15 protein-coding genes are annotated in these 13172 nt (G+C 61.9%); 7 read left to right on the top strand and 8 right to left on the bottom strand.

Annotated elements, in window-relative coordinates:
- Positions 1 to 40: 40 nt before the first annotated feature.
- Positions 41 to 574 (top strand): inorganic diphosphatase, encoded by a 534-nt coding sequence (ppa, locus tag TUZN_RS03950; RefSeq protein ID WP_013679645.1) that lies wholly within the window; start codon positions 41 to 43, stop codon positions 572 to 574.
- Here the strand turns inward: ppa and TUZN_RS03945 are convergent.
- From TUZN_RS03945 to TUZN_RS03915, 7 genes are read right to left on the bottom strand one after another with little or no spacing between them, the layout of a single operon-like run.
- Positions 549 to 1490: an alpha/beta hydrolase gene (locus TUZN_RS03945; RefSeq protein ID WP_013679644.1), complete on the bottom strand. Its 942-nt coding sequence runs from the start codon at positions 1488 to 1490 to the stop codon at positions 549 to 551. The genes ppa and TUZN_RS03945 overlap by 26 nt on opposite strands.
- Positions 1490 to 1816, bottom strand: a complete 327-nt coding sequence (locus TUZN_RS03940; protein WP_052886072.1) for a DsrE family protein — start codon at positions 1814 to 1816, stop codon at positions 1490 to 1492. Before TUZN_RS03940 ends, TUZN_RS03945 begins: the two co-directional genes overlap by 1 nt.
- Positions 1817 to 1844: 28 nt before the next feature.
- Positions 1845 to 2885: a flap endonuclease-1 gene (gene fen / locus TUZN_RS03935; protein WP_013679642.1), complete on the bottom strand. Its 1041-nt coding sequence runs from the start codon at positions 2883 to 2885 to the stop codon at positions 1845 to 1847.
- 53 nt (positions 2886 to 2938) lie between these two features.
- Complete coding sequence (locus tag TUZN_RS03930) at positions 2939 to 3175, bottom strand: hypothetical protein (RefSeq protein WP_013679641.1); 237 nt, start codon at positions 3173 to 3175, stop codon at positions 2939 to 2941.
- Positions 3172 to 5364: a CDC48 family AAA ATPase gene (locus TUZN_RS03925; protein WP_013679640.1), complete on the bottom strand. Its 2193-nt coding sequence runs from the start codon at positions 5362 to 5364 to the stop codon at positions 3172 to 3174. The genes TUZN_RS03930 and TUZN_RS03925 overlap by 4 nt, the downstream gene beginning before the upstream one ends.
- A 36-nt stretch (positions 5365 to 5400) precedes the next feature.
- Positions 5401 to 5679: an elongation factor 1-beta gene (locus tag TUZN_RS03920; protein WP_013679639.1), complete on the bottom strand. Its 279-nt coding sequence runs from the start codon at positions 5677 to 5679 to the stop codon at positions 5401 to 5403.
- 34 nt (positions 5680 to 5713) lie between these two features.
- Positions 5714 to 5911 carry a zinc finger domain-containing protein gene (locus tag TUZN_RS03915; protein ID WP_013679638.1) on the bottom strand — a complete coding sequence of 66 codons (198 nt, stop codon included), beginning with the start codon at positions 5909 to 5911 and terminating at the stop codon, positions 5714 to 5716.
- Between the two features lie 86 nt (positions 5912 to 5997).
- Here TUZN_RS03915 and TUZN_RS03910 point away from each other — a divergent pair, with 86 nt between their 5' ends.
- The gene (locus tag TUZN_RS03910) at positions 5998 to 7701 is read left to right on the top strand and encodes a S9 family peptidase (RefSeq protein WP_013679637.1); all 1704 of its coding nucleotides are present in this window, start codon (positions 5998 to 6000) and stop codon (positions 7699 to 7701) included.
- A gap of 36 nt (positions 7702 to 7737) precedes the next feature.
- A complete protein-coding gene (speE, locus tag TUZN_RS03905) occupies positions 7738 to 8634 on the top strand; it encodes a polyamine aminopropyltransferase (protein ID WP_013679636.1) in 897 nt (298 codons plus the stop codon).
- Here the strand turns inward: speE and TUZN_RS03900 are convergent.
- Positions 8621 to 9319 (bottom strand): transcriptional regulator, encoded by a 699-nt coding sequence (locus tag TUZN_RS03900; protein ID WP_052886071.1) that lies wholly within the window; start codon positions 9317 to 9319, stop codon positions 8621 to 8623. The genes speE and TUZN_RS03900 overlap by 14 nt on opposite strands.
- Before the next feature lie 86 nt (positions 9320 to 9405).
- Here TUZN_RS03900 and TUZN_RS03895 point away from each other — a divergent pair, with 86 nt between their 5' ends.
- The 4 genes from TUZN_RS03895 to pheS are packed head-to-tail and all read left to right on the top strand — an operon-like array spanning position 9406 to position 13090.
- Positions 9406 to 9837, top strand: a complete 432-nt coding sequence (locus tag TUZN_RS03895; RefSeq protein WP_052886070.1) for a hypothetical protein — start codon at positions 9406 to 9408, stop codon at positions 9835 to 9837.
- A gap of 33 nt (positions 9838 to 9870) precedes the next feature.
- Positions 9871 to 11277, top strand: a complete 1407-nt coding sequence (locus TUZN_RS03890) for a V-type ATP synthase subunit B (RefSeq protein WP_013679633.1) — start codon at positions 9871 to 9873, stop codon at positions 11275 to 11277.
- A gap of 60 nt (positions 11278 to 11337) precedes the next feature.
- A complete protein-coding gene (locus TUZN_RS03885) occupies positions 11338 to 11574 on the top strand; it encodes a ribbon-helix-helix domain-containing protein (protein WP_052886069.1) in 237 nt (78 codons plus the stop codon).
- A 37-nt stretch (positions 11575 to 11611) separates the two neighbouring features.
- A complete protein-coding gene (gene pheS / locus TUZN_RS03880; RefSeq protein WP_013679631.1) occupies positions 11612 to 13090 on the top strand; it encodes a phenylalanine--tRNA ligase subunit alpha in 1479 nt (492 codons plus the stop codon).
- Positions 13091 to 13172: the final 82 nt, after the last annotated feature.

Genomic DNA, 13172 nt, shown 5'->3' with positions numbered 1-13172 from the left:
ATTAGGGAAAATCTTTATATTTTCTATTTGGGGCCCGCCCATGCTTAGGCTACCGCCGGGCAGAAAGCCGCCCGACGAGATATACGTCTTCGTCGAGATACCGGCCGGCTCGAACGTCAAGTACGAGTACGACGACGAGCTCGGCGTCATCGCCGTCGACCGCGTGCTCTACACCGCCCTCGTCTACCCGTTCAACTACGGCTTTATACCCAGCACCCTTTCCGAAGACGGCGATCCTCTCGACGTCGCTTTACTGAGCGGGGCCGAGTTCGCGCCGGGGGTAGTCGTCAGGGCGAGGCCATTGGGCTTGCTGGAGATGGAGGACGAGGAGGGGCTCGACTACAAGGTCATCGCGGTGCCCATAGAGAAGATAGATCCGTCGTACGCCGACGTGAAGGACGTCTTCGATCTGACCAAGCCCACTCTGGAGAAGATAAAGCACTTCTTCGAGAGGTATAAGGAGCTGGAGCCCGGCAAATGGGTCAAGGCGAGGGGCTATCTGGGCGTCGAGGAGGCCAAAAAATACATTATGGAGGCCGTCGAGAGGTTCAAGAAGTCTGGAGGCTCGACCTAATAGACGCCGCGGCTAGGTCTAAGGCCTCCCTCCCGGCGTCGACCAACGGGTAGAGAGACACGAACCCGTGTACCATCCCCGAGAACACGGCGACAGTAGCCCGCGAGCCCGCCGCCCTCATCTTGAAGGCGTACAGCTCGTCCTCGTCGCGGAGCGGGTCGTACTCCGCCGCTATCACCAACGCGGGCGGGAGGCCGGCTAGGTCGGCCAATATAGGCGAGGCCCTTACGTCGAACGCGTCCTCCGGCCTTGCGAGGTACTGCTTGCCGAACCACGCCATCATATCAAGCGAAAGGAAGGCGTCCTCCGCGGCCCCGTACTCGACCACCGACTTAGTCGGCACCCCGGTCATGTTCACGACGGGGTAGATCAACACTTGCTTCTTCACGAGCCGCTCGCCGGAGTCTCTGTCCAGTATGCTGACCACGGCCGCCAGGTTGCCGCCGGCCGAGTCGCCCGCGACGGCTATCTTGCCCGGATCCGCCCCAAACTCGTGGGCGTTTTCGGCGGCCCACCTCAACGCCGCGTAGGCGTCGAGAACCGCGGTGGGGAATTTGTGCTCGGGCGCTAGGCGGTAGTCCACCGAGACCACCACCGCGTCGGCCTGCCTGGCGAGCCTCCTGCATATGTGGTCGTGGGTCTCGACGTTGCCGAAGACGAAGCCGCCGCCGTGGTAGTAGAGCACCAGGGGAAGCCCTTGCGCCTTCCTCGGAACGTATACTCTGGCCCTTATGGAGCCGCCTTGCGCCGGCACCTGCACGTCCCTCGTCTCGGCAACCGGCTCCCGAGCCGCGGCTACAAGGGGCTTGTGTTGCTCCTCCACAGCCTTCCGGAGTTCCTGGACCGACGCCTGCGCGGGCGTCGCCGCCTCCCTCAGCGCCTTGAGCAGATGCCGGATCTGGGGATCCAGCGGCATCAGAACACCATGGGGACGTAGCCCGAGTTGAGGTAGTAGGCTATGCGCTCCCCCGCCGGCAGGAGCTTGACTATCTTGGAGAGCTCCTCCTCTATGCCCTTCGCCTTGGCGTAGTTCACGCAGGCCGAGTCCACCGCGCCGGCAGATCTAAGGGCCTCGAACATCTGCTTGGCGGGCTCGGGGAGACGCAACAGCCTCTCCTGGCTTGGGCCGAAGAACACTATCTTTAGGTCCTCGTACCTCTTGGCGTCCACGGACCTTGCGGCTAGCGTCAGCGCCAGGTCCATCTTCTCGTCGCCGCTCATTATCACGAACAGGACCTTCATGAAGTACAATACGCTCTGTATTTATAAGTCAGAAGAACGAGTCGAGCGACGAGGTCTTGGCCTTGCTCAACGCGCGCCGTAGGCGCTCCAGCCCCTTCTCGACCCTGTCTCTGCTGAAGTCGTGCTCTTCGACCAATATCTCGAGGACCTTGGCCTCGTCGGGCTCCCTAAACTCCACTCTGTACTGGTCGGTGGCGGGCGGGTTGAGGAATATCTTCTTAATCTCTAGAGGGTCGACGGGCCACTTGACGCCTTTTAGGACCGTCTTGAGGGCGTTTTCGAGAGAGCCCTGCTCCAGTATTATCTTCAGCGCCTTCTGGGGGCCCACGCCCGGGACCCCGTCGGGGTTGTAGTCGGTGCCGAGCAGGATTGCAATATCGACGAGCTGCTCCCTCGACTTGAGCTTGAGGGCCTTGAGTACCTTGTCGAGCTCTATCACCTCGGGCGGGACCTCGACGTACTCCTCGCCCACCTTCCTCCTGGAGGACACGGCCAGGTTTCTGACCAGCCTCGGCGCTCCGAAGAGCAACGAGTCGTAGTCCTGGCTCCCGGCGCCCCAGACCGAGCCCCTCGCCGCCATATACGCCGCCTGCGCCTCGCCCTCGCTCGGCGCCTGCACCCAAGGGATCCCCATGGCCGTGAGGAGGGCCTTGGCGTCCTCGGCCATCTGGTCGGTGACGTATATGACCCTCTTGGCGTATTTCGCCACGTCCTCGGCCCTCCCCTCCGCCGCGGCCCTCTCCATCTGCTCCCTGGCCTTCTCCTTGGCGGCTCTCCTGGACTCTATCTCCGCCCTCTTGAGCTCCGGCGGCTTGCCGTCGAAGACGTAGACCGGCCTTATGCCGGCCTCCACCAGGTTTATAGTCCTATAGAAAAGCCCGTTGAGGTGGCTGGTCACCCGGCCTCTGCTGTCCATGAGGGGGGTCCCGTCCGGTTGCCTTATCGACGCGAGGAATTGATACAGCGCGTTGTAGGCGTCTAGGGCGACCGACCGCCCGGACAGTTGCTCTAGCTTGACCTCGCGCCTGGCGTCCTGCGGTATGAGCTTCCCCAGCTCCGTAACTCCCACGTAGTTGGTTCCGCGGTATTTAATATTGGTCCTCTGGAGGGGCCTTGGGCGGCCTAACGCCTCTTGACGACCTGGTATATCTCTTTGCCGCCCTTGACCAGCCTCCTCACGTGGATCTTCCCGTAGAGCTCGAGGACCATGAGGGCCTTCCGTATCTCCGCCTCCGTTATGTCGGGCCTAGCCCTCTTTAGGAACTCCTGGATCTCGTCAGAGGTCATGACCTCCTGCCTCTTCAGCCTATGTATCGTCTCTATGACGTCGTTGACGAGGGCGACCGTTATGTTCTTCATAGATACAGCGGAGGCGTGGCCTTGGCCTTGGCGGCGGGCTGTAACTGTCTAGCCCGCTCGAGCCAGCTCTCGTAGAACTTGAGCATATCGGGCGTTATCGACGGCTTCACCTTGTTGAGCGCCGCCTCGAAATGCCTCATGGCGACCTCCTTGGCGTTTATGTCCTCCCTCAACGCCATGAAGGTGGCCTCCCTCACCACGAGCTCGATATCCGCGCCGGAGTAGCCCTCGGTCCTCCTGGCCAGCTCCTCCAGATCTACGTCCTTGGCCAGAGGCACGTTGCGGGTGTGTATTAGGAATATGTCCAGCCTCGCTCTGAAGTCGGGCGGAGGCACGTAGATTATGCGGTCGAACCTCCCCGGTCTGAGAAGCGCGGGGTCTACCAAGTCGGGGCGGTTAGTCGCGCCGATCACCACGACGTTTTCGAGCGTCCTTATCCCGTCCATCTCCGCCAACAGTTGCGCCACCACGCGCTCGCTGACGAACGAGTCGGCGCCTAGGCCTCTCGCCGACGCCAGCGCGTCTATCTCGTCGATGAAGACGACGCATGGGGCGGCCATTCTGGCCTTCTGGAATATCTCCCTAATCATCTTCTCGGACTCGCCGACCCATTTGGAGAATATCTCGGGCCCCCTCACCGCTATGAAGTTGGCCCCCGACTCCGTCGCGACTGCCTTAGCCAGAAGGGTCTTGCCGGTGCCGGGAGGGCCGAACAGGAGAATGCCTTTAGGCGGCCTCAAGCCGAACTTCTTGAACATCTGCGGATATTTGAGGGGCCACTCCACCGCCTCTCTGAGCTCCTGCTTCACCTCGGCCAGCCCCCCTACGTCCTTCCATCTGACCTTCGGCACCTCTATGTGTATCTCGCGGAGGGCCGACGGCACGATCTCCCTCATGGCCTCCGTGAAGTCCTGCATGGTCACCTTTATCCGCTCGAGGGACTCCGCAGGTATTGTGGGCTGGTTGAGGTCGACGACGCCGCTCTGTATGGCCCTCCTCAAGGCCCTCATAGCCGCCTCCTTGGCCAGAGCGGCTATGTCGGCGCCGGTGTAGCCGTGAGTCATCTCGGCAAGCTTCCTCAAATCAACGTCGGGGCTGAGCGGCATGTTGCGGGTGTGTATCTGGAGTATCTCGAGGCGGCCCTTGAAGTCGGGCGGGTTTATCCAGATCTCTCTGTCGAATCTTCCCGGCCTCCTCAGTGCTGGGTCTACTGCGTCTGGCCTATTGGTTGCGCCTATGACTACTATCTGTCCTCTCTCCTGTAGTCCGTCCATTAAGGTCAGTAGCTGGGCAACGACTCTCTTCTCCACCTCGCCGGTCACTTCCTCTCTCTTGGGAGCTATGGCGTCTATCTCGTCGATAAAGATAATTGCGGGGGCGTTTTTCTTAGCCTCGTCGAATATCTCTCTAAGCTTCGCCTCAGACTCCCCGTAATACTTCGACATAATCTCGGGCCCGTTAATCGCGATAAAGTAGGCATTAGCCTCGTTGGCGACAGCCTTAGCCAAAAGAGTCTTGCCAGTGCCGGGAGGGCCGAACAGTAGAATGCCTTTAGGCGGCTCTATGCCTAAGTGCTTGAACAGCTCCGGGTGCCTTAGAGGAAGCTCCACCAACTCCCTAATCTTCTGCTTAGCCTCCTCCAAATCGCCGATATCCTCCCAAGTCACGGGAGGTATCTTGACGCCGGAGACCGGCTTCTCGTATAGCTGTATCTGGGTGTCGTCGGTCACTAGGAGGACGGCGTTGGCCGGGCGGGCCTGCACTACCTGGAACGTCAAGGGCTGGCTCAATACGTATATCTGGAGTATGTCGCCCTCTACTAGGACGTAGTCGCGGAGCCTCTGTTTTATGTACTGCAGGAAGTTGGAGTCGACGGCTATGGTCATGGAGACCGGCGCCAGCTTCACCGACTGGGCCGGCCTCGGCTCGACCTTCCTTATCCTGACCGTCTCGTTGAGGGAGACGTCGGCGTTCTTCCTCAGTATGGAGTTCATGCGGATTATGCCCTTGCCGCGGTCCTCTGGGAGGCCGTTCCACACCTTGGCGGCCGTCCTCCTCCTCCCCATGATCTCTACCACGTCGCCCACCATTATGCCGTGGCGCTCCATCACGTCGGGATCTATACGCACTATGGGCCTATTGGCGTCGCGCGCCTTGCTCTCGGCCACTCTGAGCTCTACCCAACTCACGCGCCTTAAGCCATTAGGTCTATAAAAAGCTATACCCTAAAAGCTCAGCCGCGAGAAGTACTCCAGCTCGATGTTGCCCACGCCCTGCACAGACCTCAGTAGCTCCTCCACCTCGTCGGACGTGTATTCGTCCGATTCGGGATGCCTTACGTACACCTTCAAGGCAGTTATGCCGAAGCCTATGGGCTCCTCCTCTATCCTATCCACCTTGTACTTGGGCTCCAGCTTCTTGGCTATCTCCTGCTTCAGCTTGGCCAAATCCACGTCGGCGCTGTCCGGCAGAACTCTGTATATCAACGCGACCTCCGCCGACATAGATGCCGACTTGACAACCCTTTAAAAATTTTGCCTAGGGCCCCTCGAACCCGCAGACCGGGCACTTGTAGGAGATGCCCAGCTTCCTAGCCTTGTAGTTCCTGATTATTGTGGACCTGCCGCAGTTGGGGCAGACGAACTCGACCCCCCTCTCCAGCGGGGCCAGCGTCCAGTTGGTCATAGTATCGCTCGGCGGAGACGGACCGTACAGCTTGGCGCCCCTAATCGACATGCCACCCCTCGACAAGCCCCATTTATATGCTTTATCGCGTCGGGCGGCGCTCCGTCAAACTTTATTATCCGTCTCCACCCGCCCCTATGGATCTGCTGGCGGCCAGACTCTTGTCCGTCAAGAGCGCCGTGGCGCCCTCGGCGGGGCCCGACGGGGCTGTGCTGTACCTCTCGGACGCGACGGGGCAGTACCAGATATGGCGTTTCGACGGCAGGCGGCACGACGTCTACATCCCCTGGGACGGGAGGGTGGGGGGATACGTCGTCTCCCCGAAAGGCGCGGTGGCCTTCTCCGCCGATGTGGGGGGCGACGAGCGATGGAGGATCTACGTAGCCGAGGGAGACGAGGTGAGGGACGTGGCCGTCGAGGGCTTCAACAACCTCGGCGCGTGGAGCCCCGACGGCTCGCGGCTCGCGTACACCTCTACCGTCGAGAGGCCGGAGGACTTCTCCCTCTACGTCTTCGATGGCGGCGGGGCCCGGAAGGTCGCCGACCTGCAAGGGATAAACGCGGCCGTGGACTGGTGCGACGAGGGGATATTGGTGGAGCACCATGAGTCGAGCAGAGACGGCGACATCTATCTGGCGTCCGGCGGCGAGGTCAAGAATTTGACCAAGCACTCCGGCGAGGAGGTCAACGCGTCGCCGCGATGCCTCGGCGGGAGCAAAATCGCCTATCTGACCGACAGATGGTCCGAGTATAGGGGAATCGCCGTCATGGATCTGAAGACGGGCGAGGCGAAGCCCCTCGTCCAGCTGGACAGAGAGATAGAGCTCTTCGACATCTGGGGCAACTACCTCGCGTATGTGGCCAACGAGGACGGCTACTCCGGCCTATACGTGATGCACCTCCCGACGGGCCTCACGCACAAGGTGTCCGTCCCGCCGGGCGTCGTCACCTCTCTGAGCTGGCGTTTCGGGAAGCTCGTCTTCTCGCTGTCGGGCCCTCGGGTCGGCCACGAGGTTTTCGTATACGCGGGCGAGGTCAGGGCGCTCACCGACTCGCCGAAGTACGGCGTCGACATGTCGAGAAACGCCGTGCCGGAGGCCGCCAGGTTCAAGGCAAGCGACGGGCTGGAGGTTCCGCTCCTGCTGTATAGGCCGCAGACCGCTCCTCCCCACAAGGCGGTCTTCCTACTGCACGGGGGGCCCGAGAGCCAGGCAAGGCCCTATTTCGAGCCCCTGACGCAGCTCCTGGTCAGGCTCGGCTACATGGTCGTCGCCCCCAACTTCAGAGGGTCGACGGGCTACGGCAAGACCTACGTGAGGCTGGACGACGGCGAGAGGAGGCTGAACGCCGTGAGGGACGTGGCCGAGGCCGTTGGCTGGCTCGCCGGCCAGGGGCTGGTCGCCGGGAGGCCTTGCGTGCTGGGAGGGAGCTACGGCGGATATCTGACGTTGATGTCCCTGGCGCTTTACCCAGACCTCTGGGCTTGCGGCGTCGAGATGGCCGGGATAGTGAATCTGGCCACGTTCCTCGAGAGGACGGCTCCTTGGCGGAGGCGGCACAGAGAGGCGGAGTACGGCAGGCTGGAGGACAGAGAGCTTCTTGCCAAGCTCAGCCCGATAACCTACGCCGATAGGATAGCCGCGCCTCTGTTGGTGATACACGGCGTGAACGACATAAGGGTGCCCGTCTCCGAGGCCGACCAGCTCGTGGCGAGGCTGAGGGAGCTGGGCCGGCGCGTCGAGTACTTGAGGCTGGAGGGCGAGGGCCACGTCTTCTCGTCGGCCGCCAGGCCCAAGATATACGGCGAGGTGGCCAAGTTCGTGAAGGCCTATCTAGGCTGAGGGGAATCCTTATATAGGCTCGCCGAGGCGCTTGGTATGATTCCCCAGAAGGGGAAGGAGCTACTATCGGCGGTGAGGCCCGTCTGGGTAGAGACTGTGTCTTGGCACAGCTCCCTCGCCATGCAGATAGAGGGGATTAGGTACATGAAGCGGACTAAATACCAGGAGCTGGCCATAATAGACACGGTGGATTTCGGCAGGGCGTTGGTGCTCGACGGCTTTATCCAGTCCACGTACGCCGACGAGCCCTACTACCACGAGTCACTGGTCCACCCCGCCATGGTGGCGCACCCGTCGCCGAGGAGGGTCCTCATCCTGGGAGGCGGCGAGGGGGCCGCGCTTAGGGAGGCGCTGAAGCACAAGACCGTCTCGGAGGCTGTCATGGTCGACATAGACGGGGAGGTCGTGGAGGCGGCCAAGGAGTATTTGCCGGCCATGCACCAAGGCGCGTTCAAGGACCCGCGGGCCAAGGTGTTGATAATGGACGGGGCAAAATACGTCGAGGAGGCCTTGGCGCGGGGCGAGAAGTTCGACGTAGTCGTGATGGATCTGACAGACCCCTACGGCCCCGAGATAGCGCAGGGCCTCTACTCTGCGCAGTTTATCGGCAAGGTCAAGGGAGTTATGGCAGACGGCGGCGTCTTCGTGACGCAGGCCGGCAGCAGCTTCTTCTTCGAGGAGGAGTACGACGCGGTGTTGAGGAACGTGTCGGCGAATTTCCGCATAGTGGTCGAGTACACCGTGTGGATACCCTCGTTCGGCTACGCGGTCAACTTCATAGCGGCCAGCGACTCGGCCGACCCCAGAGCGCTGACCGCTGAGGAGGTCGACAAGACGCTCGCCGAGAGGGGCGTCTCGACAGCGTTCTACTCCGGCAGAGCCCACGTGGCGCTCATGAACATGCCGATATACAGGAGGTTCAAGAGGGCCTAGCCCTTTTCGGCTTCACCGCCATCAAGGCCCTCACCAGCTCGTAGTGCTTCAGCTCGTCGAACTCTATCGATTTTATGAGGGCCCTCACCAGGGGATCCTCGACTCTGGAGAGGGCGGCGAGGCTCTCCCTCATCCCCTTCTCTTCCTCCGAGACGGCCCTCAGCTCCTCCTCGGTCAGCGCGATCTCGTCGGCCTTAATCCTGCCGGACAGATAGTCGAGGATTGTGGTGAGTATCTCGGCATGGCGCAAGCTGTCCATGGCTATCTGCATGAAGAGGGCTCTGGCGAGGGGATTGGCCGACCTGTAGGCGAGCGCCATGCTCCTGTTGGCCGTCTCCTGCTCCAGCTTTATGCGCTCCATTATGAGAAGAGACACGTCGGCCTCGGCGCGGCTCGGCGCCTCTAGGGCGTTCCTCACCGCCTGGGCCAGATCCGTGAGGTCCAACACGGCGGATTTCCCGCCCTCGGCGAGCGCGTCGACGTAGGACTTGATTATCGACATGACCCGGTCGTCCGCCTCTATCTTGGCCACGAGCTCTCCTCCCCTCTTCCCGCTGGCGTAGAGCGAGACGGCGGCGGCGGTGACGCCGAGGAGTCTGGCCGTCTCGTTGACGGAGAAGCCCCGCCGAACCATTTCCTTGGCAACGACGGCCCTCACAGCCGATATATATTTGTCCAAAGACACTACGGATAGGGGCGCCGCGCTTATAAGGTTTCCGCCTTCAGCCAACGGCGAAACAACGGTTATATACCAACGGCACTGCAGTGGCCATGTATAGGGTGTACGAGAGGTCGGTCGAGGTACCCATAAGGATCTCGAAGACCGCCGACGAGCAGGCCAGGCTGAGGAGGCTCGAGAGGTGGCCTAGGGAGAGCGGGCTCAGCCTAGTCCTCGACGAGTCGGGCAGTAACTTCAACAAGCTGATGCAGATGTACGCCTCCGACTACGGGCTGGAGCTGGGCGAGAAGAAGTGGAGCGCCGATTCCTCCGGCGACGAGATAAGGGCGGGCCTAGAGGTGCCGTTGCTCAAGGCGGGGCAGGTGAAGGGCAGAGCCGTCATGCAGGCGAGGATACCCAAGAAGCCGACGGGCGAGGAGGGGAACAACTACGTCTTCACCGCCTCCGTAAACTACTTCATAGAGTTGGAGGACGACGTGTTGGCTGAAGGCGCCACCAGCGGGATGGTGGAATTCACGCTGTAGCCAACATATAAAAAGTGCCCTTTCCGTAGCCCCATGCAAGTATCTCCCATTGTCAGCTATTCGACAGTTAGGGAGGTCAAGGGCCCTCTGCTCGTCATAGAGAGGACCCGGGGCGTTGCCTACGGCGAGCTGGGCGAGGTGGTGGGGCCCGACGGGGAGCCCCGCCGCGTCCAAGTCATCGAGGTGGGCACAGACTACGCAGTGGCGCAAGTCCTGGGCCCCACCCTCGGCCTCCCCGCCAAGGGGTCGACCGTTAGGTTCTACGGCAAGACCTACAGGCTGGGCGTCAGCGAGGACCTAATAGGGCGTATCCTCGACGGGAAGGGGCAACCGCGCGACCACATGCCTCTGCCGCCGCCCCAAGACTTCAGGGACATAAACGGCGAGCCCCTCAACCCGTACGCCCGCGAGTACCCCGAGGAGCCCATAGAGACCGGCATATCGGCCATAGACGGGCTCTACACCCTCGTGAGGGGCCAGAAGCTGCCCATATTCTCGGGCACAGGACTGCCGCACAACGTCATGGCGGCGCAGGTGGTGAGGCAGGCAACCGTGAGGGGGAGCGAGGAGGGCTTCGCGGTGGTCTTCGTCGGAATCGGCATCAGGAGCGAGGAGGCGATGTACTTCATGGACGAGTTCAGGAGGACGGGCGCTCTGAGGAGGGCAGTCGCCGTCATAAACCTCGCCTCCGACCCCGTGGCGGAGCGCATTCTGGCGCCCCGCGTCGGCTTGACCATAGCTGAGCACCTCGCCTGGGACCTCGGCTACCACGTGCTGGTCGTCATAACCGACATGACCAACTACGCCGAGGGCCTCCGCGAGCTCTCGTCGGGCAAGGGCGAGCTCCCCGGCAGGCGCGGCTACCCGGGCTATATGTACACCGACCTGGCGAGTATATACGAGAGGGCCGGAAGGGCTAGGGGGCGCAAGGGCTCCGTCACGCAGTTCCCCATACTCACCATGCCGCACGACGACATAACCCACCCCATACCCGACCTCTCGGGCTACATCACCGAGGGCCAGCTAGTCCTCAGCAGATCCATGTGGGGCAAGGGTATCTACCCGCCCTTCGACATAATAATGTCGCTCTCGCGCCTCGCCAAGGACGCCATTGGCGAGGGCAAGACGCGCGAGGACCACAAGGACGTGGCGAACACGCTCATCGCCGCCTACAGCCGCGCCCTGGAGCTGAGGAGCTTGGCCACTCTGGTGGGCGAGCGCAACTTGGGCTGGCGCGAGAGGAGGTACCTCCGCTTCGCCGACGCCTTCGAGCAGAAATTCGTCAAGCAGGGGGTCTACGAGAGGCGGACCTTCGAGGAGACGCTGGACATAGGGTGGGACGTGCTCTCGATACTGCCGGAGGACGAGCTGACCAACGCCAGGCCGGAGATCTCGGCCAAGTACTACCGCAAACACATCTTCGAGTCGGTGGCCCTCTAGTCGGCGGAATACACGCGTATTACCTGGGAGACCAATTTAAGTGCCTCCCTTCTACACATTATGCCTCGGAATAAGGGGCAGGAGAAGATGTCGCTGATCTCTGTCCACGTCCCGAAACGAATGTTGGAGGAGCTGGACGAGCTCGTCAGGAGGGGTATATACCCAAATAGGAGCGAGGCCATAAGGGCCGCCATAAGGGAACTGCTCTACAAGGAGTCCTTGAAGCCGGCGGCTAGGCAGACGGCGGCTGAGGAGGTCGAGGAGGGCGAGGAAATAGAGGTTTTAACCGGCCGCTAGACCCGGCCAATTCTTATTAATCGAATAGATTTTAGCCGTGGCCTTGGTCTCGCCCCTGGAGTACGCGATATTGAGGTCGGCCGGGCGGCGGAGGAGCTTGAGGGAGATAGCCGCCGAGTTGGGGACGAAGCCCGAGGACCTCATGAGGTACGTCGAGTCTTTGAGGGCCAGAGGGCTGATACGCGTCGAGCGGCGGGAGGTCGAGGTCTACGAGCTGACTGAGGAGGGGGCCAAATACGCGAGGGAGGGGTTGCCGGAGCTTGCGGCTCTGAGGGCCGCCAAATGCGGCGATATATGCGTCGTCGAGGTGCCGGACACTCCCGAGGGGAGGATAGTCCTCGCCAACTTGGCCAGATACGGCCTGCGCCCCCGCGGCGGGAGGATCGAGGCTCCGAGGGACGAAGTCGAGAAGGCGCTTAGGGCCGTCGAGGAGAGGCAGAGGCTTCTCGAGGCCTTGGCCGCGGGCGGGGAGATACCGCGCGACGCCTTGCAGGAGTTCCAGAGGAGGAGGCTTGTGAGGAGGTCGTCGCGGGTGGAGATCTATGTAGAGTCGGCGGCGGATCTCGCGTCGTTGCGTGTGGCCGAGATGAAGACCGCGCTCACCTCTGAGGATCTGAGGAGCGGGGCCTGGAGGGAGATCGTCCTCAAGCCCATAGACGCGACGATAGAGGTGCCTCCCGCCCCGGCCCCCGTCCCCCACTTCTTCCAGGATTTCCTGGAGTACGTGAGGGAGGTCATGGTGGGGCTCGGCTTCGAGGAGGTGAGGGGGCCCATCCTCGAGTACGAGTTCTGGAACTTCGACGCGTTGTTCCAGGCACAGGACCACCCGGCCAGAGAGGTCCACGACACGTTCTTCGCGGAGTGGGAGGGACGGCCGCCGGAGCCGCCTCCCCCAGAGCTCATGGAGAGGGTGGGGAGGGAGCACGAGGCCGGCTGGGGCTACCGCTGGAGCCGCGAGAAGGCCCTAGGCTTGGTCTTGAGGAGCCAGACCACCGCGACGACCATAAGAGCGCTCGCCGAGAGGGGGGAGGGGACCTACAAGGTCTTCGCCATAGGGAGGGTCTTCAGGCCGGAGCACATAGACGCCAAACACAACGTGGAGTTCCACCAGCTCGACGGGATAGTGGTGGGGCCGGGGCTCGCCTTCAAGCACCTGCTGGGGCAACTGGAGCAGATAGCGAAGGCCCTAGGCATGGCCGAGGTTAAGTTCAAGCCGGCCTACTTCCCGTTCACCAGCCCCTCCGTGGAGGTCTACGCAAGGCACGAGAAGCTGGGCTGGATCGAGTTCGGCGGCGCCGGGATATTCAGGCCCGAGGTGACGCGCCCCCTCGGCGTCGAGAAGAGCAGAGTCCTCGCCTGGGGCTGGGGCCTCGACAGAGTCGCCATGATACTGCTGGGCATAGAGGACATAAGGGACCTCTTCACGGCCGATCCCGAGAAGCTGGCCGAATACTACCGCAGATGGAGCGCCTTCAAGAGGACGGTGGGCTCGCGGGGGGCGAGATACACGCTGTAGCCCTCTAAGCCCTAACAAGGGGCGTCGTAGAATCTGGGGCAGTCTACATTGTATACAAAGGTATTTATTGCTGTATACAACT

The sequence above is a fragment of the Thermoproteus uzoniensis 768-20 genome, assembly GCF_000193375.1.
Lineage (GTDB): Archaea > Thermoproteota > Thermoprotei > Thermoproteales > Thermoproteaceae > Thermoproteus > Thermoproteus uzoniensis_A.
Note: the sequence above shows the minus strand (reverse complement) of the source record. Positions and strands in the feature narration are given on the sequence as shown.

What these genes read in the sequence shown, in the direction of transcription:
- TUZN_RS03885 (WP_052886069.1), top strand. Translation starts at nt 11,338, where the DNA reads ATGCCTCGGAATAAGGGGCAGGAGAAGATGTCGCTGATCTCTGTCCAC.
- TUZN_RS03915 (WP_013679638.1), bottom strand. Translation starts at nt 5,911, where the DNA reads ATGTCGATTAGGGGCGCCAAGCTGTACGGTCCGTCTCCGCCGAGCGAT.
- TUZN_RS03920 (WP_013679639.1), bottom strand. Translation starts at nt 5,679, where the DNA reads ATGTCGGCGGAGGTCGCGTTGATATACAGAGTTCTGCCGGACAGCGCC.
- TUZN_RS03890 (WP_013679633.1), top strand. Translation starts at nt 9,871, where the DNA reads ATGCAAGTATCTCCCATTGTCAGCTATTCGACAGTTAGGGAGGTCAAG.
- TUZN_RS03940 (WP_052886072.1), bottom strand. Translation starts at nt 1,816, where the DNA reads ATGAAGGTCCTGTTCGTGATAATGAGCGGCGACGAGAAGATGGACCTG.
- ppa (WP_013679645.1), top strand. Translation starts at nt 41, where the DNA reads ATGCTTAGGCTACCGCCGGGCAGAAAGCCGCCCGACGAGATATACGTC.
- TUZN_RS03910 (WP_013679637.1), top strand. Translation starts at nt 5,998, where the DNA reads ATGGATCTGCTGGCGGCCAGACTCTTGTCCGTCAAGAGCGCCGTGGCG.
- speE (WP_013679636.1), top strand. Translation starts at nt 7,738, where the DNA reads ATGATTCCCCAGAAGGGGAAGGAGCTACTATCGGCGGTGAGGCCCGTC.
- TUZN_RS03945 (WP_013679644.1), bottom strand. Translation starts at nt 1,490, where the DNA reads ATGCCGCTGGATCCCCAGATCCGGCATCTGCTCAAGGCGCTGAGGGAG.
- TUZN_RS03930 (WP_013679641.1), bottom strand. Translation starts at nt 3,175, where the DNA reads ATGAAGAACATAACGGTCGCCCTCGTCAACGACGTCATAGAGACGATA.
- TUZN_RS03895 (WP_052886070.1), top strand. Translation starts at nt 9,406, where the DNA reads ATGTATAGGGTGTACGAGAGGTCGGTCGAGGTACCCATAAGGATCTCG.